The following is a 22,292-nucleotide window of genomic DNA, read 5'->3' as shown; positions in this document are numbered from 1 at the left end:
CCGAAGGCTGCGATCTTTTGATCTGAAGTTGCCGCCCACAAAAAAGCCCCCGCCAGCCACAAGGCTGACGGGGGCTTTTCGGTTGAGGCCAGGCTTACATCTCCACCTGCGTCCCCAACTCAATCACCCGGTTCAACGGCAAATTAAAGAACCTCAAGTTCCCATTGGCATTCTTCAACATGAACGCAAACAGCGCTTCACGCCAACGCGCCATGCCCTCAAGTTTCGAAGCAATCACCGTTTCCCGGCTGAGGAAATAGGTAGTGCGCATCGGGCTGAAATCCAGATCATCCAGATGACAAAGCTTCAGCGCCTGCGGCACATCCGGCTCGTCGGTGAAACCGAAGTGCAGGATCACCCGGAAGAAGCCCTCCCCGTGCGCTTCGACCTCGAAGCGCCGTGATGGCGGTACGCGCGGGATGTCTTCGTAAACCACGGTCAGCAACACCACTTGCTCATGCAGCACCTGGTTGTGCAGCAGGTTGTGCAACAACGCGTGCGGCACGGCGTCGGAGCGCGCGGTGAGGAACACCGCGGTGCCCTGCACCCGGTGCGGCGGTTGCACGCGAATGCTGCTGATGAAGATCGGCAGCGGCAGCGCGCCTTCGTCGAGGCGTTCGACCAGCAGTTGCTTGCCGCGCTTCCAGGTGGTCATCAGCACGAACAGGGCGATACCGGCGATCACCGGGAAGGCACCGCCCTGAACGATCTTCGGCACGTTGGCGGCGAAGTACAGGCCGTCCACCAGCAGAAAGCCCAGCAGCACCGGCACCGCGAGGATCGGTGGCCATTTCCACAGCAGCAGCATCACCGCCGACACCAGAATGGTGGTCATCAGCATGGTACCGGTCACCGCCACACCGTAGGCCGAAGCCAGTGCGCCGGAGGATTCGAAGCCGAGCACCAGCAACACCACGCCGACCATCAGCGCCCAGTTCACCGCGCCGATGTAGATCTGGCCCTGCTCGTCACTTGAGGTGTGCTGGATGTACATGCGCGGAATGTAGCCCAACTGGATCGCCTGACGGGTCAGGGAGAACGCGCCGGAAATCACTGCTTGCGAGGCGATCACGGTGGCCATGGTCGACAGGCCGACCAATGGAATCAACGCCCAGCTCGGTGCCAGCAGATAGAACGGGTTACGCGCTGCTTCCGGGTTGTCCAGCAGCAAGGCGCCCTGACCGAAGTAGTTCAGCACCAGCGCCGGCAGCACGAGGATGAACCACGCGCGGGCAATCGGCTTGCGCCCGAAGTGGCCCATGTCGGCGTACAGCGCCTCGGCACCGGTCAAGGCGAGCACCACGGCGCCAAGGATTGCCACGCCCATCCCCGGGTGAACGACGAAGAAATTCACCGCCCACATCGGGTTCATCGCATGCAACACTTCCGGGCTGTGGCTGATGCCATACACACCGAGGGCACCGAGTACGACAAACCAGGTGACCATGATCGGCCCGAACAGAATGCCGATCCGCGCCGTACCGTGACGCTGGATCAGAAACAGTCCGACCAGCACCACCAGCGACAGCGGCACCACCCAATGGTCGATGCCGTCAAACGCCAGACCCAGACCTTCAATCGCCGACAGTACGGAAATCGCCGGGGTGATCATGCTGTCGCCATAAAACAGCGCCGCGCCGATCAATCCGCACACCACCAGCAACGACCGCAGCTTCTTGCGATGCCCCGCCGCCCGCCGTGCCAGTGCGGTGAGCGCCATGATGCCGCCCTCGCCCTGGTTGTCGGCGCGCAGCACGAACATCATGTATTTGATCGAGACGACCCAGATCAGCGACCAGAAGATCAACGACAGAATGCCCAGCACGCCGTCGTGATTGACGGGCACACCGTAACCGCCGGAAAACACTTCTTTGAGGGTGTACAACGGGCTCGTGCCGATGTCGCCGTAAACCACCCCGACCGCCGCGACCAGCATGCTCAGCGGCTTGGAGGCCGAACCCTCGGCGCCTGCCGCATGACTACTTGCCTGACCCATCCAACACTCCTGATTTTAGAACCGGCTTCTTTGAATGAAGCACTATGCTTTGTGGTGCAGCATGCGCTGTTTTACCTGTTGTTACAGACCATTTGTTGACTGTAAAAATCTGGTAAAGCTCAACGGCGCGAAGCATAGCGCAGCACTCGTCGTATTTCCCTGCATAAAGCTGGTCAAGTGCGTCCCTCGCCGCTAGAATTGCGCACTTTTTGATCAGAGGCGCGCCCTAAGCGCCCGTCCGTCGGCTTTCGCATCAAGAAAGCGATGTCACAAAATACCGAGGTTAGACATGTCCACCACTCCTGCGCCGGCCAATCCAAAGGTTGGCTTTGTATCTCTGGGTTGCCCGAAAGCACTGGTCGACTCCGAGCGCATCCTGACCCAGCTGCGCATGGAAGGTTATGACGTGGTGTCCACCTATCAGGACGCCGACGTTGTAGTCGTCAATACCTGCGGTTTCATCGATTCGGCCAAGGCTGAATCTTTGGAAGTGATCGGCGAAGCCATCAAGGAAAACGGCAAGGTCATCGTTACCGGCTGCATGGGCGTGGAAGAAGGCAACATCCGCGACGTACACCCGAGCGTGCTGGCCGTGACCGGCCCGCAGCAGTACGAGCAAGTGGTCAACGCTGTGCACGAAGTCGTGCCGCCGCGTAAGGATCACAACCCGCTGATCGACCTGGTGCCGCCGCAAGGCATCAAGCTGACCCCGCGTCACTACGCGTACCTGAAAATTTCCGAAGGCTGCAACCACAGCTGCTCGTTCTGCATCATCCCGTCGATGCGCGGCAAACTGGTCAGCCGTCCGGTCGGTGATGTGCTCGACGAAGCTCAGCGTCTGGTCAAATCCGGCGTTAAAGAGCTGTTGGTGATCTCGCAAGACACCAGCGCCTACGGCGTCGACGTCAAATACCGCACCGGTTTCTGGAACGGCGCGCCGGTGAAAACCCGCATGACCGAGCTGTGTGAAGCATTGAGCAGCCTCGGCGTCTGGGTGCGTCTGCATTACGTTTACCCGTACCCGCACGTTGACGAGCTGATCCCGCTGATGGCCGCCGGCAAGATCCTGCCGTACCTGGACATCCCGTTCCAGCACGCCAGCCCGAAAGTGTTGAAGTCGATGAAACGTCCGGCGTTCGAAGACAAGACCTTGGCGCGGATCAAGAACTGGCGCGAAATCTGCCCGGACCTGATCATCCGTTCGACCTTCATCGTCGGCTTCCCGGGCGAAACCGAAGAAGACTTCCAGTACCTGCTGAACTGGCTGACCGAAGCCCAGCTCGACCGCGTCGGTTGCTTCCAGTACTCGCCGGTTGACGGCGCGCCAGCCAATGATCTGGATCTGGAGATCGTACCGGACGACGTCAAGCAGGATCGTTGGGATCGCTTCATGGCGCACCAGCAGGCGATCAGCTCGGCCCGCCTGCAAATGCGCATCGGCCGTGAAATCGAAGTATTGGTGGACGAAGTTGACGAGCAAGGCGCGGTTGGCCGCTGCTTCTTCGACGCCCCGGAAATCGATGGCAATGTGTTCATCGACAACGGCAGCAACCTGAAGCCGGGCGACAAGGTCTGGTGCAAAGTGACTGACGCCGACGAATATGACCTGTGGGCTGAGCAGATCTAAGCTTCCCTCAGGGGATAGTGATGTATTCGAAAGCCCCGCTCTTTTTACGAGATGTGGGGCTTTTTTACGGCTATCGTTTAGCAGGGGACGGACTCCCTTGAAACGGACAAGAGGCAGACGGGCATGCGTCACCATTCGGTCATCCACACGCCGAAACTCAGCGATTATCAGGAACTGACCCGGGTCTGGGAGGCCTCGGTCCGCGCCACCCATGATTTCCTGCCGGACAGTTATATCGAGCTGCTGCGTAATCTGGTGCTCACCCGATACCTGGATGCGGTGATGTTGATCTGCACCAAGGACGCCGACCAGCGCATCACCGGGTTTGCCGGTGTCGCGGCGGGCAAGATCGAGATGCTGTTCATCGATCCCGAGCATCGCGGCCAAGGCTTGGGCAAAAAATTGCTGAACTACGCGATGCAGCACCTGAACGCCGATGAACTCGACGTCAACGAACAGAACCCGCAGGCACTGGGCTTCTACTTCAAACAGGGTTTTGAAGTGATCGGTCGCTCGGAAGTCGATGGCATGGGCCAGCCTTATCCGTTGCTACACATGCGCCTGCGCCAAAACCAGCAACGCTCAAACAACGGCTGACACAACACAAAACAATTGGGGGAGCTAGCCCTGCTAGCGATTGCATCACCGCGGAGCATCAGGCAGACCGCAGCGCCTGCATCGCTAGCAGGGCTAACTCCCACAGGTAATACGAACACCCTGTAAATGGAACCGGGCTTAACCGGCGCCACACAGGTACAATGCCCACCCCTTTTTTGTTACGGCCCTGTCATGACTGACCCGATTCGCCTCTCCAAACGCCTCATCGAACTGGTCGGTTGCTCCCGCCGGGAGGCCGAGCTGTTCATTGAGGGCGGCTGGGTCACCGTGGACGGCGAAGTGATTGACGAGCCGCAGTTCAAGGTCGGCGACCAGAAGGTCGAGCTCGACAAAGACGCCAAGGCCACCGCGCCGGAGCCGGTGACCATCCTGCTCAACGCGCCGGCCGGCATGGACGTCGAGACCGCCATGCAATCGCTGAGCGCCGAAACCCTCAGCGAAGACCACCGCTTCAGCAAGCGTCCGTTGCGCGGGCACTTTCTGCGCCTGACCGCCAGTGCCGATCTGCAAGCCAAGGCCAGCGGCCTGCTGGTGTTTACTCAGGACTGGAAAATCCTCCGCAAGCTCACCGCCGATGCCGCCAAGATCGAGCAGGAATACGTGGTTGAAGTCGAAGGTGACATGGTCGCCCACGGTTTGAACCGCTTGCAGCACGGCCTGACCCACAAGGGCAAGGAGCTGCCGCCGGTCAAGGCCAGTTGGCAGAACGAAAACCGTCTGCGCTTCGCCATGAAAAACCCGCAGCCCGGCATCATCGCCCAGTTCTGCGAAGCGGTCGGCCTGAAGGTCATCGGCATCCGCCGCATCCGCATCGGCGGCGTCTCGATCGGCAAAGTCCCGGTCGGCCAATGGCGCTACCTGTCCGGCAAAGAGAAGTTCTAGGACTTCCACTGCCGCCACACATTCCGGCAGCGCGCCCGCGTGCTGCCCACAACGCTTATCAGGATTACTCACATGATTCATAACGACGTATTGCGCAGCGTGCGCTACATGCTCGACATCAGCGACAAGAAAGTCGTCGATATCATCAAGCTCGGCGGCATGGACGTAGCACTCGCTGACGTAGTGACCTGGCTCGACAAGAAAGAAGAAGACGAAGAAGGTTTTGTGCGCTGCCCGGACGAAGTCATCGCGCACTTCCTCGACGGCCTGGTGATCTTCAAGCGCGGCAAGGATGAAAGCCGTCCGCCGCAGCCCATCGAAGTGCCGGTGACCAACAACATCATCCTGAAAAAGCTGCGCGTGGCCTTCGAACTGAAAGAAGACGACATGCACGCGATCCTCAAGGCTGCCGAGTTCCCGGTGTCCAAGCCTGAGCTGAGCGCACTGTTCCGCAAGGTTGGCCACACCAACTATCGCCCGTGCGGTGACCAGTTGTTGCGCAACTTCCTCAAAGGGCTCACGCTGCGCGTGAGAGCTTAAAAGCAGCTACAAGCTACAAGCTGCAAGTTGCCACACCGCGTTAACTTGTAGCTTGCAGCTTGCCACTCGAAGCTGGCCGCATGGCCCCCCATTCCTTTCGAAAATAGTGGCTCCGCTTTTCGCGGCTGACGACTAGGGTGTACTGATCCCTAATCCTCAGGACTCGCCATGCATCCGTATTTCTCCCTGCAAGGCCGCACCGCTCTAGTGACCGGCGGCACCCGTGGTATCGGCAAGATGATCGCCAAAGCGTTTGTCGAGGCCGGCGCTCGGGTTTATGTCTGCTCACGCGACGCTGAAGCCTGCCATCAAACCGCCGAAGAACTCAGCGCCTTGGGCAAATGTCATGGCGTGGCCGCGAATCTGGCGACGGAAGAAGGGGTTCAAGAGCTGGCCGCGCGCCTGGGTGAACAGATAACGCATCTGGATATTCTGGTGAACAACGCCGGCACCACCTGGGGCGCCCCGCTGGAGAGTTACCCGGTCAAGGGCTGGGAGAAGGTCATGCAACTCAACGTGACCTCGGTGTTCACCTGCATCCAGCAATTTCTGCCGCTGCTGCGCAAGGCAGGCTCGGCGGCGAATCCGGCGCGGATTATCAACATTGGTTCGGTGGCGGGTATTTCTTCCTTTGGCGAGCAGGCGTATGCCTATGGGCCGAGTAAGGCCGCGCTGCATCAATTGTCGCGGATTCTTGCGCGGGAACTGGTGAGTCAGCACATCAACGTCAATGTGATCGCGCCGGGGCGTTTTCCGAGCAAGATGACCCAACATATTGGCAATGATCAGCAGGCCTTGGCTGAGGATACGGCGTTGATTCCGATGAAGCGCTGGGGGCGTGAAGAGGAGATGGCGGCGTTGGCGATCAGTCTGGCGAGTACGGCGGGGGCTTATATGACCGGGAATATTATTCCGCTGGATGGTGGGTTTAGCCTCTGACATCGGCGGTGCGGCCTTCGCGAGCAGGCTCGCTCCCACATTGGATCTGTGTCATGCACACAACCTCTGTGGGAGTGAGCCTGCTCGCGAAGAGGCCTGCCCAGCTAACACCAGACTTTAGGCCTGTCGGGTTATCATGCCCACCCTGCCCCGCTTCGAATGCAACCCATGACTTACAGCGTCTCCCCCATCGGCTTCGTGCGCTCCTGCTTCAAGGAGAAATTCGCCATCCCGCGCCAACCGCAATTGGCCCCCGCCGCCCGTGGCGTGCTGGAACTGGTGGCGCCGTTCGATCAGGGCGACGCCGTGCAGGGGCTGGAACAGGTCAGCCATGTCTGGCTGCTCTTCTTGTTTCATCAGGCACTGGAAGACAAGCCACGTCTGAAGGTTCGTCCACCTCGTTTGGGCGGCAACAAGTCCATGGGCGTGTTCGCCACCCGCGCTACACATCGACCGAACGGCATCGGTCAGTCCGTAGTGAAACTGGACAAGGTCGAAGCCAACCGGCTGTTCATCTCCGGCATCGACCTACTCGACGGCACACCGGTGCTCGACATCAAACCTTACGTGCCCTACGCCGACATCATTCCCGAGGCCTCTAACAGCATCGCCAGCGCCGCGCCGCAGCTGATTGACGTGCAGTGGACGGACTCGGCGCTGCAACAGGCGCACACACACGCTCAGCGCCTTGGCGAACCCTTGGTTCAACTGATTGAACAGTGTCTGGCTCAGGATCCACGCCCGGCCTATCAAACCCCGGTGCCTGAGCGTGAATATGGCGCACAATTCTGGGATCTGGATGTGCGCTGGCATTACCCGGCGCCCGAGCAGATCCGCGTACTCGAAGTGATTCCCGCCGACAGGTAACCCCCAGAAACGAAAAAGCCCGCGCTGCCTTCTCAGGCAACGCGGGCTTTTTCATGCACTACAAACCAATGTGGGAGCTTACTTCTCGACGAACGCACGCTCGATCAGGTAATCACCCGGCTCGCGCATCCGCGCCGAGATCTTCAGGCCGAAGCTATCAAGCACTTCGCTGGTCTCGTCGAGCATGCTCGGGCTGCCGCAGATCATCGCGCGGTCGTCCTGCGGGTTGATCGGTGGCAGGCCGATGTCGCTGAACAGCTTGCCGCTGCGCATGAGGTCAGTCAGACGACCCTGATTCTCGAACGGCTCGCGGGTCACGGTCGGGTAGTAGATCAGCTTGTCACGCAGCGCTTCGCCGAAGAACTCGTTCTGCGGCAGGTGCTCGGTGATGAATTCGCGGTAGGCGACTTCGTTGACGTAGCGTACGCCGTGAACCAGGATCACTTTTTCAAAGCGCTCGTAGGTTTCCGGGTCCTGAATCACGCTCATGAACGGCGCCAGACCGGTGCCAGTGCTCAGCAGATACAAGTGTTTGCCCGGGTTCAGGTCGTCTAGAACCAGCGTGCCGGTAGGCTTCTTCGAGATGATGATCTCGTCGCCTTCCTTCAAGTGCTGCAGCTGCGAAGTCAGCGGGCCGTCCTGCACCTTGATGCTGAAGAACTCCAGATGCTCTTCCCAGTTCGGGCTGGCGATCGAGTAAGCGCGCATAAGCGGGCGGCCATTGGGCTGTTGCAGGCCGATCATCACGAACTGACCGTTCTCGAAGCGCAGACCCGGATCGCGGGTGCACTTGAAGCTGAACAGAGTGTCGTTCCAGTGATGAACACTGAGGACACGCTCGTGGTTCATGTTGCTCATGTACGTTTGACTCCTGGAGATTGGGTCTGCGCTGGCTTTCAAAGGCGACGGTGCGCAATTGCATCGCATTCTAATAGCGACGACAATATCTGTTAACTGGATTATTAAGATAAGGGTTATCGGTTATATCGATATGCGATTTACTCTCCGTCAACTGCAAGTCTTCGTCGCCGTCGCCCAGCAGGAAAGCGTATCCCGTGCTGCGGGTCTGCTCAACCTCTCGCAGTCGGCCGCCAGCACCTCGATCACCGAACTCGAGCGCCAATCCAGCTGCCAGCTGTTCGACCGCGCCGGCAAGCGGTTGAGCCTCAACGCCCTCGGCAAACAGCTGCTGCCACAGGCGGTGGCCCTGCTCGACCAAGCCAAGGAAATCGAAGACCTGCTCAACGGCAAATCCGGTTTCGGCTCACTGTCGGTCGGCGCCACGCTGACCATCGGCAACTATCTGGCGACCCTGCTGATCGGCAGCTTCATGCAGCGGCATCCGGAAAGCCAAGTTAAGCTGCACGTGCAGAACACTGCCAATATCGTGCAACAAGTCGCCCACTACGAAATTGATCTGGGTCTAATTGAAGGCGATTGCAGCCACCCGGACATCGAAGTGCAGAGTTGGGTCGAGGATGAACTGGTGGTGTTCTGCGCGCCCCAGCATCCGCTCGCTCAACGCGGCACCGCGACGATGGAAGAGTTGACCCACGAAGCGTGGATTCTGCGCGAGCAGGGTTCCGGCACGCGGCTGACTTTCGATCAGGCCATGCGTCACCATCGCAGCTCGCTGAATATACGTCTTGAGCTGGAACACACCGAAGCGATCAAACGCGCGGTGGAATCGGGACTTGGGATTGGCTGCATCTCGCGTCTGGCACTGCGTGATGCGTTCCGCCGCGGCAGTCTGGTGCCGGTGGAGACGCCGGATCTGGATCTGGCGCGACAGTTCTACTTCATCTGGCACAAACAGAAGTATCAGACTTCTGCCATGCGCGAATTTCTCGATCTGTGCCGCGCTTTCACTGCCGGGGTGCAGCGCAGCGACGAGATCGTTTTGCCAACCATCGCTTAAAGCAGAATCACTGCCCACACCAGCGCAATCATGCTCAGGGCCACGAATTGTGCGGCGCTACCCATGTCCTTGGCATTTTTCGACAGTGGGTGCAGTTCCAGCGAGATGCGGTCGATGGCCGCTTCCACCGCCGAATTCAGCAGCTCGACGATCAGCGCCAACAGGCACACGGCGATCAACAGCGCTTGCTCGACCCGACTGACATTGAGGAAGAACGTCAGCGGAATCAGCACCACATTGAGCAGCACCAGTTGGCGGAACGCCGCTTCGCCGGTGAACGCGGCGCGCAGACCGTCCAGCGAATAACCAGAGGCATTGAGGATACGTTTCAGGCCGGTCTGGCCCTTGAAAGGTGACATAAGGAAGAAACCAACCAAAAAGGAGTGGGAAAGCTAGATCAATAAAAGTCAAAAAAGCGTGAAGACACCAGCCTTTATTGGCTTGGAATTGACTCAAGTTGTTGCAGCAGTAAAGCCGCTTGTGTGCGAGTGCGCACATTCAACTTGCGAAAGATCGCCGTCACGTGGGCTTTGATGGTCGCTTCCGACACGCTCAGCTCATAGGCAATCTGCTTGTTCAGCAGGCCTTCACAGACCATCGTCAAGACGCGAAACTGCTGCGGCGTCAGGCTGGCGAGGCCGTCGCTCGCGGCTTTGGCTTCGTCGGAAACGGCGACTGCTTCGAACGCCTGTGGCGGCCAGAACACATCGCCGTCGAGCACTTTGCGCACCGCTTCTTGAATCACGCTGAGGTCGCTGGACTTGGGAATAAATCCGCTGGCGCCGAACTCACGGGATTTGACCATCACCGAGGCCTCTTCCTGCGCTGAAACCATTACCACCGGAATCTGCGGGTATTGCCCGCGCAGCAGCACCAACCCGGAGAATCCGTATGCGCCGGGCATGTTCAGGTCCAGCAGGACCAAGTCCCAGTCAGCTTTTTCGGTCAAACGCGCTTCCAGTTCGGCGATGCTCGCCACTTCCACCAAGCGTACATCCGGGCCAAGGCCCAGCGTCACCGCTTGATGCAGGGCGCTACGAAACAGGGGGTGATCATCGGCAATCAGGATGTCGTATGTGGCCATTTTTCAAATGATCCTGTTTTTGATGGCAGACGCGGTGCATTCCGGTCTGGCCAAAGCAACTCAAGATGCCGCTCTTGAAGCGATATCCACAGGGGCACGTTCAACGCCAATCAACAGCAAACACGGCGTTTCAAACCTTGGCCGCACCCTAATCGGCGCCAAGCATGCCCAGCGAAGACGGGGTGGTCAAGCAACAAGGCCGCGACTGCGTACAGTATGGGCCACTATTGCGCCAACTCCGGCTGCGCCTTTCGTATATAAGGCAGCAACTCAGCGTGAGCGGGGGTGGACTCATTCATATCCAGTTGTTGCTTGGCGCCGAGGTAATGCTGGCTGAACACGTCAAAATAGGCGTCCAGCGCGGAGGCGGCGTCGCTGTCGCCAGCCAATTCGAGACACAGTGCAGCGACTTCGGCGGTACACAGATGCTCGCTGCGGGTCGAACGGCGCAAGCGGTAACGCGAAAGCTTGTCGGGCAACAGGCTCAAGATCGGCAAGTGATCGAAATACGGGCTTTTGCGGAAAATCTTGCGCGCCTCGGTCCAGGTCGCATCCAGTAAAATGAACAGCGGACGCTTGCTGCTATCGGCAGCGACGGTGTTGGTCACTCGCGACGGCTCGACGTATTCGCCGGGGAACACCAGATAAGGCTGCCATTGCGGGTCGCTGAGCAGTGCGAGCATCTGCGGATCAGGCTCGGTGCGCGACCAGATGAACGCATGGTTGTCACGCACGACGTCGGCAATCAGCCAACCGGTGTTGCTCGGCTTGAACACTTCCTTGCCGGTCATGATCAGGCACACGCCCGAACGCGTTTCAACGCTCGGCCGCCACGCGCACAGGCAATGGCTGATGATCACCCGGCAGTCGCGGCAACGCTCGGAGCGAAAGCCACGGGCCTGAATCGGCTTGATGCCTTCATCTTCGCGCTGGTCGCGCAGACGGGCGACGGCGTTGGGGGCATGGTTCATCGCGGATAACGCCGAAAAGCAGGAAAACTCGACACGAACAACACTCGGCAGGGCAATAAAGGCCGGCAGTTTACCAGAGCGACGGGCACAAGCCTGTACCCTCCCGACCGGCTCCCCTATAATTCGCCGCCACTGAACGCACAGCCCCGAGGCTGGTCGAACCACCAGTCACCGAATCAGGAGAGTTTCATGCTGCGCCTTATCGTTCCCACCGCTGCCATTCTGCTGGCGTCGTCCTTCACCGCTCAGGCTGCATCGCTGAGCGAGCAGAATCTGAACCGCGAGCTGCGCAACGTCGCCGCCCAGAGCAGCGTCGGCACGCCACGCGCCATCAGTGAAGACATTCTGGATCAGGGTTTCACCGTTGAAGGCACGCAGCTGATCAACCACTTGAGCGTGCAAAAGAGCCACGCCGACAAAATGCGCGCTGACCCTAAAGCCGTGTATTTCCAGTTGGGCGCCTCGGTGTGCAACAACCCGTCGTTCCGCAAGCTGATGGCCAAAGGCGCGATCATGCGTTACGACTTTACCGAAGTGAAAACCAACAAAGCGATCGGCTCCGCCAGCTACCAGGAATCGGATTGCCCGAAAGCCGGCCCGGCGAAGAAGAAGTAATCATCGTGAATTGGCGCGCCGCTGTTCATCCTCGGCGCGCAGTTCGGCCAGCAAGGCCTGTAAATAGTGCGAACGGCGCTCGCCGCCCGCCAACCGCCGGCAGCACTCCTCTTCGAGACTGATCTGATGGGTCTCGGCTGATGCCTTCAACATTCGATACAGCTGCGTATCGATCTCCAGAATCACTCTGGCCATGTGTCCCGCCTCCTTGCCACCCGCAAATCCTTGAATCGCGTGCACCTTGCGTACGCTTGTTGATGCACAGCTGTCGTACGGCGCCTGTAAGTCAGTTAATCAGAGAGACGGGGAGTCGGCGCACGTTCGGACGAGCGGTGTCGGCATTGGCGCAAAAATAATAAACGGTTGCCAGCCAGAATGTTGCGGCGCAATGATCAAGTCAGCGTAATCGCGCGCAAGGGTCTAGATTCACAGTAGTCCGATCATGCGTTAACGGCAGACAAGGAACTGCCGATTGTGTGTTTTTTGCAGCGCGGCCCTGACGTCGCTCGTCAGGGCCACCCGCTCTGTGCAGAAGGAGACGTTGAATGCCTTACCAACCGAATGACCTCCTAAGTCGTCATTTTCAGGAAAGCGGCCCCGACCTCATCAGCCAGGTCGAAGAACAACTCAACCGCGTTTCCCCCAACAGCCCGAATATCCCCATCTACCGCGACATGATCCTGACCGTGCTACGCATGGCGCAGGAAGACCATAACCGCTGGAACGCCAAGATCACCCTGCAAGCCCTGCGTGAGCTGGAGCAGGCGTTTCGAGTGCTGGAACAATTCAAAGGACGACGCAAAGTTACGGTGTTTGGTTCTGCACGCACGCCGGTCGAACATCCTTTGTATGCCATGGCCCGAGAGCTCGGCGCGGCACTGACCCGTTCTGACATGATGGTTATCACCGGCGCCGGGGGCGGCATCATGGCCGCCGCCCATGAGGGTGCCGGGCGCGATCACAGCCTCGGATTCAACATCACCCTGCCCTTCGAACAACATGCCAACCCGACCGTCGATGGCACCGGCAATCTGCTGCCGTTCCACTTCTTCTTCACCCGCAAACTGTTTTTCGTCAAAGAAGCCGACGCACTGGTGCTATGCCCGGGCGGTTTCGGCACGCTGGATGAGGCGCTGGAAGTGCTGACGCTGATCCAGACCGGCAAAAGCCCACTGGTGCCGGTGGTTTTGCTGGATGCGCCAGGCGGCACGTTCTGGCAGGGCGCGATGGACTTCATCCGCCAACAATTGGAGGACAACCGTTACATCCTGCCCACCGACATGAAACTGATGCGCCTGGTTTACAGCGTCGAAGAGGCGGTGGAACAGATCAACCAGTTCTACAGCAACTTCCACTCCAGCCGCTGGCTCAAGCGCCAATTCGTAATCCGCATGCACCACACGCTGAGCGACCAGGCGCTGGCGCACATGCAGGAAGCCTTTGCCGATTTGTGCCTGAGTGACCATTTCCATCAACACGCCTACGCCGGCGAGGAACACGATGAACCGCATTTCAGCCATCTGGCGCGACTGGCCTTCGCTTTCAACGCGCGCACTCACGGGCGTTTGAGGGAGTTGATTGACTACATCAACCTGCCGGAAAACTGGGCGGATTCCAGACCGCAACCGTCGCAACGCAGCCGCGAACCGTCACAGGTAATTTGAACGCAAAAAAAAACGGCCCGCTATTTTCATAGCGGGCCGTTTTTTTTGAATCGGTTTAATCGTCCATGCCTCGACCGCTGAACAAGCGGTTGATCATCTCCATCGAGAAACCCCGATACGCGAGGAACCGACCTTGCTTGGCCCGTTCTTTCGCATCAATCGGTAAATGTCCGGAGAACTTCCGGCGCCACGTGTCCTGAAGTTGTTCCTGCCAACTGATACCGCTTTCGCGCAGGGCGAGTTCGATATCGGCACGTTGCAGACCGCGCTGGCTCAGCTCCTCGCGAATCCGCAGAGGGCCGTAGCCGGAACGGGCACGGTAGGAAACAAAGCTTTCAAGGTAACGGGCTTCTGAAAGCAGCCCCTCTTCCGTCAAACGGTCGAGGGCTGTTTCGATCATTTCCGTCTCAGCGCCGCGCTGACGCAGTTTGCGCGTCAGCTCGACTCGACCGTGCTCGCGACGTGCGAGCAGGTCCATGGCGGTTCGCCGCACAGCGACGAGGGTATCGAGTACGGCGGTGGTCATCGCTGCGATCAGAGGTCAGCGTCGGCCAAGTCGTCTTCAGTCTCTTTGACTGCCGAAGCCTTGGAGTCGATCACTGCCGGAGTCAGCAGCTTGTCACGCAGTTGCTTCTCGAGCTTCGCAGCGATTTCCGGGTTGTCTGCCAGGAACTTGGCCGAGTTGGCCTTGCCCTGACCGATCTTTGTGCCTTCGTAGGCGTACCAAGCGCCGGACTTCTCGACGAAGCCGTGGAGCACGCCCAAGTCGATCATCTCGCCGTTGAGGTAGATGCCTTTGCCGTAAAGAATCTGGAACTCGGCCTGACGGAACGGCGAAGCGACCTTGTTCTTCACAACCTTGACGCGGGTTTCGCTGCCGACTACTTCGTCGCCTTCCTTCACCGCGCCGGTACGGCGGATGTCGAGACGAACCGAGGCGTAGAACTTCAGCGCGTTACCACCGGTGGTGGTTTCCGGGCTACCGAACATCACACCGATCTTCATGCGGATCTGGTTGATGAAGATCACCAGGCAGTTGGCGTTCTTGATGTTACCGGTGATTTTACGCAGCGCCTGGGACATCAGACGGGCTTGCAGGCCCACGTGCATGTCACCCATTTCGCCTTCGATTTCAGCCTTCGGTACCAGAGCTGCCACGGAGTCGACGATGATCACGTCAACGGCGTTGGAGCGCACCAGCATGTCGGTGATTTCCAGCGCCTGTTCACCGGTGTCCGGCTGAGACACCAGCAGGTCATCAACGTTGACGCCCAGCTTGCCGGCGTACTCAGGATCGAGGGCGTGCTCGGCGTCGACGAATGCGCAGGTCGCGCCGGCTTTTTGAGCTTGGGCGATCACGGACAACGTCAGTGTGGTTTTACCGGAAGATTCCGGACCGTAGATTTCAACGATACGGCCTTTTGGCAGGCCGCCAATGCCGAGTGCGATGTCCAGACCCAGAGAGCCAGTGGAGATAGCCGGGATCGCCTGACGGTCTTGATCGCCCATACGCATCACGGCACCCTTGCCGAATTGACGTTCGATCTGACCCAGGGCCGCAGCCAAGGCTTTCTTCTTGTTGTCGTCCATTAAAGTCCTCACGTAATCAATAAGGCCTGACGGCCAACACCTGTATAAGTAGCCAGTATTATTCCACAGCGTTCACGGATCGCCTACCCCTGATTTTCGATTTCTCGTGCCGCTAGTCGCAGGAGCCCCTCTAGCGCGGCCTTCACCGTTTGTCGGCGGACTTCATCGCGGTTACCGGGAAAGTGCTGAACCTCACTGGTGACCGTCTCGCCAACGCCCCACGCCAGCCACACCGTACCGACCGGCTTGTTCGGCGAGCCACCGTCCGGCCCGGCAATGCCGCTGACCGCAACCGCAAACCGCGCCAGACTTTTGTCCTGTGCGCCACGCACCATCGCTTCGACCACTTCGCGACTGACCGCACCCACCGTCTCGAACAACTCGGTCGGCACATTCAACTGCTGGGTTTTCTGCCGGTTGGAATACGTCACATAACCGGCTTCGAACCATGCCGAACTGCCCGGAATCCGGGTGATCGCTTCTGCGATGCCGCCGCCGGTACAAGACTCGGCAGTCGTGACATGGGCGTTGAGCACTTGCAGACGTCGGCCCAGTTCGGCGGCCAATTGGGTGGTCTCTTTCACGGCGTGCTCCGGATCGTGTGGAATGTCTCCACCGTACACGACCCGGTTGCGCTTTCAATACACAGACTTATTCAAAATGTTCGGGCGCCAGCGCTCTGACGTAAGCCTGACAAGCCTGCAAGGCAATCAGTCCGCGATCGCCGGTGTCGGTAATGGCGATAATTCGCTGAGCATGCGCCGTGTCAAGTCGGGCGCGTACGGTTGCAGGATCCACGCGGCCGGCGCTGGTGGTGGCTGGCACGTTGCAGCCGGGGGCAACGTCGCTGGCGTCGAGAAGGACTGACAAGCGCACATCAGCAGTAGCAAGACGATCGCGCAGGCGATCCTGATCACGTTGGGCATCGTTCAATGCTCGGTAATGGCTGTGTTCACTGGTCGCGAGCCGTTGCTCCAGCGCCAGACGTTTATCCTGTTCAACCTGTTGGGCGGTGGCGGCGGTCAGGGTCAGTTGATTGAGGGTGTCGGCGCTTAACCGCGCCTGCTCGGCCAATTGCCGACCGTAGCGCCAGTCCTGCAACTGCCAGGCCGCGGCAAATGCCCCCGCCGCCAACAGCAAAAAGCCAATCATGCGCCAGGAGATTGGCATAGCAGCGCCCTCGCCCGCGCCCAGATTTCCAGGCGATCCTGCAAACCGTTCAACCCGCCGTTGATGCGCCGGGTGATGGTGTTGAATTGCTCACGGTCGGCCAGTTCATTCAAGCCGCTCTGCTCCCAAAACCACGCAGCGGATTCGGCCGCCCATTGCGGTTGCTCAAGCAGTTCGGGCAAGGACAACAGGCGGTCATCACCAAACAGGCCGACGCTGCACTGTCGGTAATTGGAACGACCGGTAATCTGGATCAACCCGCGTCCGCGGTATTTTTGCCCGTCGCCGTCAGCCTCAGGCGTGTTGCCCAGGCGCAGGGCCAACGTACCGGTGTCGTATTTGCTCAGGTATTGGTTGTTGCCCAACTCGCGTACATAACGCAGTTGTCCCGACTCATGGCCGACCTGCGCAAGAAACGCAGCCATGCGTTTGGGCGTGTCGATGTGACGCCGCGTCATGGCGGTGTTGAGCGCAGAAACAAAAACGCCCGCTTGGGAGCGGGCGTTGGGCATGATGTCGATAAGGTTTTGTTCAGTGATTTGCATAATGCTTGATCCTCCCTGGATGTGCTGCGATTGAAACATGGCCGGGGGCCAATGCCTGCCAGCCATGTCTTTCCGGATTTGTCCGCGACAGCATCCCCGTGAAACACAACGGTTTCACAGTGCCGCTGCCAACCAGCGCGGCGCCAGCGGACGATGCTCACTGAACGGGAAGAACGATCCTTGCGGCCAGTCGCGCAACTCGCGTCGATAGGTTTGCAGCTCGGCATATTGATCGGAGGTCAACGTCGTAACACCGTCGTATTCCAGTTCATCGCGGTCTCGCGCAACCAAGCCGTCGGTGAAGGCCAATTGCGCGGTACGCCAGCGACGCTCAGTGGCTTCGACTTCCTCTACCGAGGGCGGCGGTGGGTCAACCAAAACTGGATAGCCACTTTGCGTGCGCGCTCCAATCATTTCTGGACTGAGCGCCAGTTGCTGTAGCAGCGCGATCCAGTATCCCTGCGGGATCTCCATGACGTCGTCGGGTATATCCGCCGAGTTCACACCCGAAGGGTAAGCGCCTCGTGTACTGGCGCTGAACAAAATATGGTAAGTGTTCATTCGATAGCCCTTTGTAATGTAGTTCATGCTCCACCTGCACCTGATTGACCGGCAGCATTGCCAATTTCAGCCTACAACCCTGCAGGCTCCCAAAAGGATTCAAGGTGCAGAGAGATCAGTCCTTGGCTGCAGCCTTCGGATCCAGGCCGGCGGCATCGATCACACAGCGATAGCTGTTTTCGCGATTGCTGCTGGCGGTGACTTTTTCGATCGACCAGCGCCCTCGCAAAAAGTCCGGCCAAGTGTCGTCGAGCAACAACAGCCCCTCAGCCGTCAGCCGCGGATCGCCCGGGCAGGTGATTTTCACTTTGAATTTCTTGCGCAGCATCTTGCGCACTTCGCCTTCGCCGACCGCGATTGCATCGGCTTCGTTGGGTTGCTGCTGGCGGATGACCTTGTGCGGTGCCACGCCGGTTTCAATCCAGCGCACCACCGCCGCCGCGGCATCCCAGAAACAGGTCTTGCAGCCTTGCGTCTGCTCGCGGGCGGCCTCTTCCAGGGTGGCGCTGATGAAGGCCTGATCGCCGGGGCGATTGTTGTGGGTGACCGACAACGTCACATCCTGCAGTGTCTGCCCCGAGATTGATTTGATCTGCCCGGGCCGCGCCAGCACATACGCATCGCCATAAGGTTTGGCGACCAGGTTGTACTTCTTCGCCAGCCGCGTCAGGAAGCCCATGTCGGTTTCATTGGACTGGTCGACGTGGGCGATCTTGATCATCGCCACGTCCGCTGCGACACGCGATGAAAAACCGTGCTGCGTCACCAGTTTGCTGAACAATTGACCCAGCGTCGTGGGTCCATGACTGGCGGTGCGGCGCTGCTTGAAGCCGGTTTCATCATCCTTGGTGAACGGCGCTGCAGTGGCCACCAGGGTCAGGCGAAACGGAAACAGTGTCGGCGTCAGACGAGTGACTTTGAACTGGCCCTTGTCGACCATCTCTTCCATTTCCAGGTAACCGACCAGCAGGCCGATTTTCCCGCCAAGCTTTGGCAGCCCTTCGAGGCCTTCCAGATCAATGATCAGGGTCAGTTGATCCGACTCGATACCGGCGGCATCAATGTGTTCCCAACTGATCAGACGCTGGTTGAGCAGATCCGCGTTTTCGCCATAAATCTGCACGACCGGGGTAAAACCCAGTGCCATACAACCTCCTTAATCCCACGCCGTGAGCGCTTTGATCGCCGCGGGTTTGCTGTCGAGTTCAGGCAGCACGACCCAGATGCCAGCGGGCAAAACCGGGCCGTGCTCGGCCAACGTCGGGTTGAGCTTCCACAGCGCCTCTTCAGCGGCATCGTCACTGCGCCCGGTTTCGCGGTAGAGCAGCAGATTCACTGAGTCACCGGCCACGCTTCGAACCTTACGCATTGTTGAACTCCACTAATTCGATGGCCCACTCGACCACCATCGCCGTGCCGTCATCGATGATGCAGGTCTGGGTTTCCTGAACGTTGTTGATCCGCCACAGCCCCCAATTGCGACCGATGCCATCAATCAGCGGCAGCGGAATACGCAGCGCCTGCAAGTTGCGCAATTCATCGAGCCGATCCATGGCCGCGGCGTACATCGACTTGCCGGTGATGGTCAGGGTTTCCGACTTCTGTCCGGTCTGACTGGATTTGGGTTTGCTGGTGAGGATCGGCAATTCCATCCAGCCGCCATCGGTTTTGCGCAACAACGAGTGGTACGCAAAATTGCGCGACAGGCCAAAAATGAAATTGCCCAATGCCATTTGTTGTTTCATCAGGCGACTCCATCGGTGAGGGCTGCGTCACGGCGGGTGGCCAGAGGGTTGCTGCTCATCAGAGGCGTGAAGTCAGAGATGAAATGCGCCTGCATGACCTGCGCCACCATGGCGGTGACTTTTTCCGAACTGGCAAAGTCACCGCCGCTGAAATTGAACGACGGTGCATAGTTAATCTGCTGATTTGAGCTTTGGGCTCCAGCGAGGTCTTTGGCAACGTCTGATGGTGGGGCGAGTTGGTCCGGTGCGGGCGTCGCGAGTTTTTCACCCAATTCGCTTCCCCATCGATTGCCATAGAAGGTGCCAGCTGCTCCGACAACCCCTCCACCTAAAACTGCACCGGCAGGACCGGCGAAAGCCCCCAGAAAGGCGCCAACGCGCGACCCCACGTAATTTCCAACAACCGCACCGACCAATCCGCCAGTCCCTCTGGCGGTTTTTTTGCCATCGGCATCAAGAAGGCCGTTGACCACGTCCATGCCAGAGTCGACCATCGTCAACGGCATACTCAGAGCGCCAGTGACACGACCGAGTCGGGCACCTTGGCTGACCAGATCTCGGCCTGGACCGAAGGCAAGGTATTTGGCGCGATTGAGCGCAGCGGAACCCCAGGATCGGGCAATTGCGCCGACTGACTTGAGTTCGGCGATTGCGGTTTTCGCTCCTGTAATCCCCTTGGACAACATCGATCCATCGAGCTGCAGAGCCTTGATCCCGACAGCACTCAGAATCAACGTACGCGCAAGCTCTGGTGACTTTTCAGCCACGCTGCTCAAGCCATCGGTCGCCCATGCCATTACCCAGGTCATCCTGTCAAAGTCAGGTAGCACGGCAGCACCAGCGGAGCTGAACAAGCGGTCTTTCTGAGCGGTGAAGACGTTCCAGACGGATTGCGAAGTATCCGACAGCTTCAGCGCAGCCTGATTGACTGCCCCGCCCTCCTCGCCTCGCGCCGAAGATGCGTACTGCTGTTTATCTTTGACGAGATCAAACGCACCTCGCACATCAGCCGTGCGCTCAAGCATTTTCACAACCGGCTGGTCGATCGAAAACAACGTCATCGCCAGACCGGCTTGCTGCTCGGGGGATTTCTTGTTCAGCGCCTCAAGCACTCGGACAATCGCGCCGGGAGCATCCCCGTGCATTTGTGCAGCGAGGGCCGTTGGATCGAGCTTAAGCTCAGCGAGCACCGCTTTCTGACTAGCCGAGGCGTTGTCGCCCAACGCTAGCGTAGTGGTGATCTTCTCCAGTGCCACCCCGGCATCAGCCCTGTTTACGTTGACGTTGAGCATTGCCGCAGCAAAAGCCGCAGTCTGTTCGGGACTCAGACCGGCGCCTTTTGCCGTAGCGCCGTAGTTGCTGACGATCGAACCGATGTCCGCCACCGAGGCACTCAGTCGGCTTCCCAGCACACTGGTCGCATCGGCGAGGTCGAGGGTTCTGGCTCGGTCGAGCCCCATGGAGGTACGCCAACCAATCAGCAGATCCGCGACATCCGGCGCTTTCATCTCAAAGGCTGTGGCCGTGACAGCGGTGTCTCGGGTGAATTCACTGAGGGCCTTTTTCCGGCTGACTTCAGTCTTCTGATCGCTGCCAACACCCCCCTTGTTACCGGCATACATCACGTTTGTCAGATCAAGCGCCGTGGTACCTCCGGCAGCAACTGTACGCTCGGTGGCCATTTTCTCCAGCGACTCGCGCAACGCTTTGCGTTCATCGCCTTCAACGCCTGTAACCCGACCCAGCCGCGCCATCGCACTGTCAAGATTGATCGTCGGTTGCAAGAATTTGAACGGCTGCGTTGCACCATTGGCACTTGGCGTTTTGGCCTCGGCGCCGACGGCCGTGCTGCCGGTTTGTGTTTGCCGGTCATTCAGCGACTGTTGCAGCGAGCGCTGTGAAATCAGCACCGCCTGTATCGAGGTCAGCACATCCCTGAGCTGAACCTGCTCGGCGGTCAGATTGCGCAATTCGTTGGTCGCGTCGGCCAGCGCCAGGCTCAACCCGGCGTACCCGCCGTCAAGGTTCGACGCAGGTGTTGTCCGTGCAGACATCGTCGGGGGCATCAAGGCGACTGTCTTGCTGGCCGTGCTCAACGCCCAGGCCTCTTGATTGATCTGAGCGAAGGTCAACGCATAGTTATCGTCTGCCATTGCCGCTCTACTCCTGTTTTACGCCAAGGCGAGTGATCGCTATGTCGTAGCGGCGTAACGCCTTTTCGGCGTCCCATTCCAGAATTTCCGCTTCACTTACCGGGTAAATGAGCGGGACGATATCGAGGATTACTTCGATGTCGCGTTCCGAAAGTAGGCCGCCGGCTGGTTTAAAAAATCGTCGATGCGCACCTGCAGTTGCGTCCAGTCCGGGACGGTCATCAGGGCCAGATCGGGGATCATCAGGCCGGTGCAATGGGCGGTGATGAACTCGGCGCGTTCCTTGGCCGTTTTCAGTTTCTTCATCACTTTGGTGGCGCGCAGCACGGGCATTTCCAGGCTCAGCGAGGTCACGGTGCGGCCGCTCACGGCGAGCGGTTGCAGCAGTTGCACCTGGTCGGGATCGGCGGATTTTTCCGCGTCTTCGACCTGATCGAGAAAATGCGCCGACGGTTGGGTCGACATCTCGTGCACGTACTGCGCGATGCTCACGTAGTCCGGGCGTTTGAGCTGGTCGAGTTCCTTGACCGAGAGGCCGGTGGCGAGCAAAGCCAGTTCGAAGAACTGATCGTCTTCGTCATCGCCGGCGCGCTCCAGCGCTTCTTTTTGCGCGGCGTAGAACAGCGGTTTGAGCTGGATCTGGTTGATCTGCGAACCGTCATCGCCGGTGATCGGCGACAGCAGATCATGTTGGGGTGGCATCCACGACATGTATGAATTCCTTGGTGGTTCTTGGGGGTTACTCAATTTCTGCCAGTCACACTGGCCCACGGTGGGAGCGAGCCTGCTCGCGAAAGCGGTGGTTCA

The 22,292-nt window shown here is 59.1% G+C and carries 26 protein-coding genes; 9 read left to right on the top strand and 17 right to left on the bottom strand.

What is annotated here, in order from left to right; all coding sequences use genetic code 11:
• Positions 1–94 precede the first annotated feature (94 nt).
• Positions 95–1,936: a potassium transporter Kup gene (locus tag ACQ4OE_RS07865; protein WP_430946387.1), complete on the bottom strand. Its 1,842-nt coding sequence runs from the start codon at positions 1,934–1,936 to the stop codon at positions 95–97.
• 349 nt (positions 1,937–2,285) lie between these two features.
• On the opposite strand from ACQ4OE_RS07865, the gene rimO reads away from it, so the two are divergent.
• From rimO to tsaA, 6 genes are all read left to right on the top strand, one after another.
• On the top strand, positions 2,286–3,623 hold the full coding sequence (gene rimO / locus ACQ4OE_RS07860; protein WP_331694916.1) for a 30S ribosomal protein S12 methylthiotransferase RimO: 1,338 nt from the start codon (positions 2,286–2,288) through the stop codon (positions 3,621–3,623).
• Between the two features lie 123 nt (positions 3,624–3,746).
• The gene (locus tag ACQ4OE_RS07855) at positions 3,747–4,220 is read left to right on the top strand and encodes a GNAT family N-acetyltransferase (protein WP_430946282.1); all 474 of its coding nucleotides are present in this window, start codon (positions 3,747–3,749) and stop codon (positions 4,218–4,220) included.
• Positions 4,221–4,412: 192 nt separating this feature from the next.
• The gene (locus tag ACQ4OE_RS07850) at positions 4,413–5,123 is read left to right on the top strand and encodes an rRNA pseudouridine synthase (RefSeq protein ID WP_122591467.1); all 711 of its coding nucleotides are present in this window, start codon (positions 4,413–4,415) and stop codon (positions 5,121–5,123) included.
• Positions 5,124–5,195: 72 nt separating this feature from the next.
• The gene (locus ACQ4OE_RS07845) at positions 5,196–5,663 is read left to right on the top strand and encodes a DUF1456 family protein (protein ID WP_430946281.1); all 468 of its coding nucleotides are present in this window, start codon (positions 5,196–5,198) and stop codon (positions 5,661–5,663) included.
• Between the two features lie 168 nt (positions 5,664–5,831).
• Complete coding sequence (locus ACQ4OE_RS07840) at positions 5,832–6,602, top strand: SDR family oxidoreductase (RefSeq protein WP_122591463.1); 771 nt, start codon at positions 5,832–5,834, stop codon at positions 6,600–6,602.
• A 159-nt stretch (positions 6,603–6,761) separates the two neighbouring features.
• Positions 6,762–7,469 carry a tRNA (N6-threonylcarbamoyladenosine(37)-N6)-methyltransferase TrmO gene (gene tsaA / locus ACQ4OE_RS07835; protein ID WP_430946280.1) on the top strand — a complete coding sequence of 236 codons (708 nt, stop codon included), beginning with the start codon at positions 6,762–6,764 and terminating at the stop codon, positions 7,467–7,469.
• Positions 7,470–7,547: 78 nt separating this feature from the next.
• On the opposite strand, the gene fpr is transcribed toward tsaA, so the two are convergent.
• Positions 7,548–8,327 carry a ferredoxin-NADP reductase gene (gene fpr / locus ACQ4OE_RS07830; RefSeq protein WP_007908723.1) on the bottom strand — a complete coding sequence of 260 codons (780 nt, stop codon included), beginning with the start codon at positions 8,325–8,327 and terminating at the stop codon, positions 7,548–7,550.
• Positions 8,328–8,460: 133 nt separating this feature from the next.
• Between fpr and ACQ4OE_RS07825 the strand changes: the two genes are divergently transcribed.
• On the top strand, positions 8,461–9,387 hold the full coding sequence (locus tag ACQ4OE_RS07825; protein ID WP_430946279.1) for a LysR family transcriptional regulator: 927 nt from the start codon (positions 8,461–8,463) through the stop codon (positions 9,385–9,387).
• On the opposite strand, the gene ACQ4OE_RS07820 is transcribed toward ACQ4OE_RS07825, so the two are convergent.
• The 3 genes from ACQ4OE_RS07820 to ACQ4OE_RS07810 form a co-directional block, all read right to left on the bottom strand.
• Positions 9,384–9,746: a diacylglycerol kinase gene (locus ACQ4OE_RS07820; protein ID WP_003222276.1), complete on the bottom strand. Its 363-nt coding sequence runs from the start codon at positions 9,744–9,746 to the stop codon at positions 9,384–9,386. The two genes, ACQ4OE_RS07825 and ACQ4OE_RS07820, sit on opposite strands and share 4 nt — an antisense overlap.
• A gap of 74 nt (positions 9,747–9,820) precedes the next feature.
• Positions 9,821–10,471 (bottom strand): response regulator transcription factor ErdR, encoded by a 651-nt coding sequence (erdR, locus tag ACQ4OE_RS07815; RefSeq protein WP_122591459.1) that lies wholly within the window; start codon positions 10,469–10,471, stop codon positions 9,821–9,823.
• Positions 10,472–10,695: 224 nt separating this feature from the next.
• The gene (locus ACQ4OE_RS07810; protein WP_430946278.1) at positions 10,696–11,442 is read right to left on the bottom strand and encodes a tRNA-uridine aminocarboxypropyltransferase; all 747 of its coding nucleotides are present in this window, start codon (positions 11,440–11,442) and stop codon (positions 10,696–10,698) included.
• 189 nt (positions 11,443–11,631) lie between these two features.
• Between ACQ4OE_RS07810 and ACQ4OE_RS07805 the strand changes: the two genes are divergently transcribed.
• On the top strand, positions 11,632–12,057 hold the full coding sequence (locus tag ACQ4OE_RS07805) for a PA3611 family quorum-sensing-regulated virulence factor (RefSeq protein WP_008077172.1): 426 nt from the start codon (positions 11,632–11,634) through the stop codon (positions 12,055–12,057).
• On the opposite strand, the gene ACQ4OE_RS07800 is transcribed toward ACQ4OE_RS07805, so the two are convergent.
• Positions 12,058–12,252: a hypothetical protein gene (locus ACQ4OE_RS07800; RefSeq protein ID WP_105707415.1), complete on the bottom strand. Its 195-nt coding sequence runs from the start codon at positions 12,250–12,252 to the stop codon at positions 12,058–12,060. It abuts the gene before it with no gap.
• 350 nt (positions 12,253–12,602) lie between these two features.
• On the opposite strand from ACQ4OE_RS07800, the gene ACQ4OE_RS07795 reads away from it, so the two are divergent.
• Positions 12,603–13,721 carry a TIGR00730 family Rossman fold protein gene (locus ACQ4OE_RS07795; protein WP_430946277.1) on the top strand — a complete coding sequence of 373 codons (1,119 nt, stop codon included), beginning with the start codon at positions 12,603–12,605 and terminating at the stop codon, positions 13,719–13,721.
• Between the two features lie 55 nt (positions 13,722–13,776).
• Here ACQ4OE_RS07795 and recX read toward each other — a convergent pair whose 3' ends face one another.
• The 11 genes from recX to ACQ4OE_RS07740 form a co-directional block, all read right to left on the bottom strand.
• The gene (recX, locus tag ACQ4OE_RS07790) at positions 13,777–14,247 is read right to left on the bottom strand and encodes a recombination regulator RecX (RefSeq protein WP_430946276.1); all 471 of its coding nucleotides are present in this window, start codon (positions 14,245–14,247) and stop codon (positions 13,777–13,779) included.
• Positions 14,248–14,255: 8 nt separating this feature from the next.
• Positions 14,256–15,311, bottom strand: coding sequence for a recombinase RecA (recA, locus tag ACQ4OE_RS07785; RefSeq protein WP_122591453.1), 1,056 nt, complete (start codon positions 15,309–15,311; stop codon positions 14,256–14,258).
• Positions 15,312–15,394: 83 nt separating this feature from the next.
• Positions 15,395–15,895: a CinA family protein gene (locus ACQ4OE_RS07780; RefSeq protein WP_122591451.1), complete on the bottom strand. Its 501-nt coding sequence runs from the start codon at positions 15,893–15,895 to the stop codon at positions 15,395–15,397.
• A gap of 67 nt (positions 15,896–15,962) precedes the next feature.
• Positions 15,963–16,481: a lysis system i-spanin subunit Rz gene (locus tag ACQ4OE_RS07775; RefSeq protein WP_430946275.1), complete on the bottom strand. Its 519-nt coding sequence runs from the start codon at positions 16,479–16,481 to the stop codon at positions 15,963–15,965.
• A complete protein-coding gene (locus ACQ4OE_RS07770; protein WP_430946274.1) occupies positions 16,460–17,026 on the bottom strand; it encodes a glycoside hydrolase family 19 protein in 567 nt (188 codons plus the stop codon). Before ACQ4OE_RS07770 ends, ACQ4OE_RS07775 begins: the two co-directional genes overlap by 22 nt.
• 114 nt (positions 17,027–17,140) lie before the next feature.
• Positions 17,141–17,614 (bottom strand): hypothetical protein, encoded by a 474-nt coding sequence (locus ACQ4OE_RS07765; protein WP_430946273.1) that lies wholly within the window; start codon positions 17,612–17,614, stop codon positions 17,141–17,143.
• A gap of 88 nt (positions 17,615–17,702) precedes the next feature.
• Positions 17,703–18,734 carry a phage late control D family protein gene (locus ACQ4OE_RS07760; RefSeq protein ID WP_430946272.1) on the bottom strand — a complete coding sequence of 344 codons (1,032 nt, stop codon included), beginning with the start codon at positions 18,732–18,734 and terminating at the stop codon, positions 17,703–17,705.
• Between the two features lie 9 nt (positions 18,735–18,743).
• On the bottom strand, positions 18,744–18,956 hold the full coding sequence (locus ACQ4OE_RS07755; protein ID WP_064393145.1) for a tail protein X: 213 nt from the start codon (positions 18,954–18,956) through the stop codon (positions 18,744–18,746).
• Entirely contained in the window at positions 18,949–19,332 is a 384-nt protein-coding gene (locus tag ACQ4OE_RS07750; RefSeq protein WP_430946271.1) for a phage tail protein, read from the bottom strand. The genes ACQ4OE_RS07755 and ACQ4OE_RS07750 overlap by 8 nt, the downstream gene beginning before the upstream one ends.
• Positions 19,332–21,485 (bottom strand): phage tail tape measure protein, encoded by a 2,154-nt coding sequence (locus ACQ4OE_RS07745; protein ID WP_430946270.1) that lies wholly within the window; start codon positions 21,483–21,485, stop codon positions 19,332–19,334. The genes ACQ4OE_RS07750 and ACQ4OE_RS07745 overlap by 1 nt, the downstream gene beginning before the upstream one ends.
• A gap of 129 nt (positions 21,486–21,614) precedes the next feature.
• Positions 21,615–22,196, bottom strand: coding sequence for a phage tail assembly protein (locus ACQ4OE_RS07740; RefSeq protein ID WP_430946269.1), 582 nt, complete (start codon positions 22,194–22,196; stop codon positions 21,615–21,617).
• Between the last annotated feature and the right edge of the window lie 96 nt (positions 22,197–22,292).

Source organism: Pseudomonas sp. WC2 (assembly GCF_050586545.1).
Lineage (GTDB): Bacteria > Pseudomonadota > Gammaproteobacteria > Pseudomonadales > Pseudomonadaceae > Aquipseudomonas.
The sequence above is the reverse complement of the archived record's forward strand: the minus strand, read 5'-3'. Positions and strand labels throughout refer to the sequence as shown.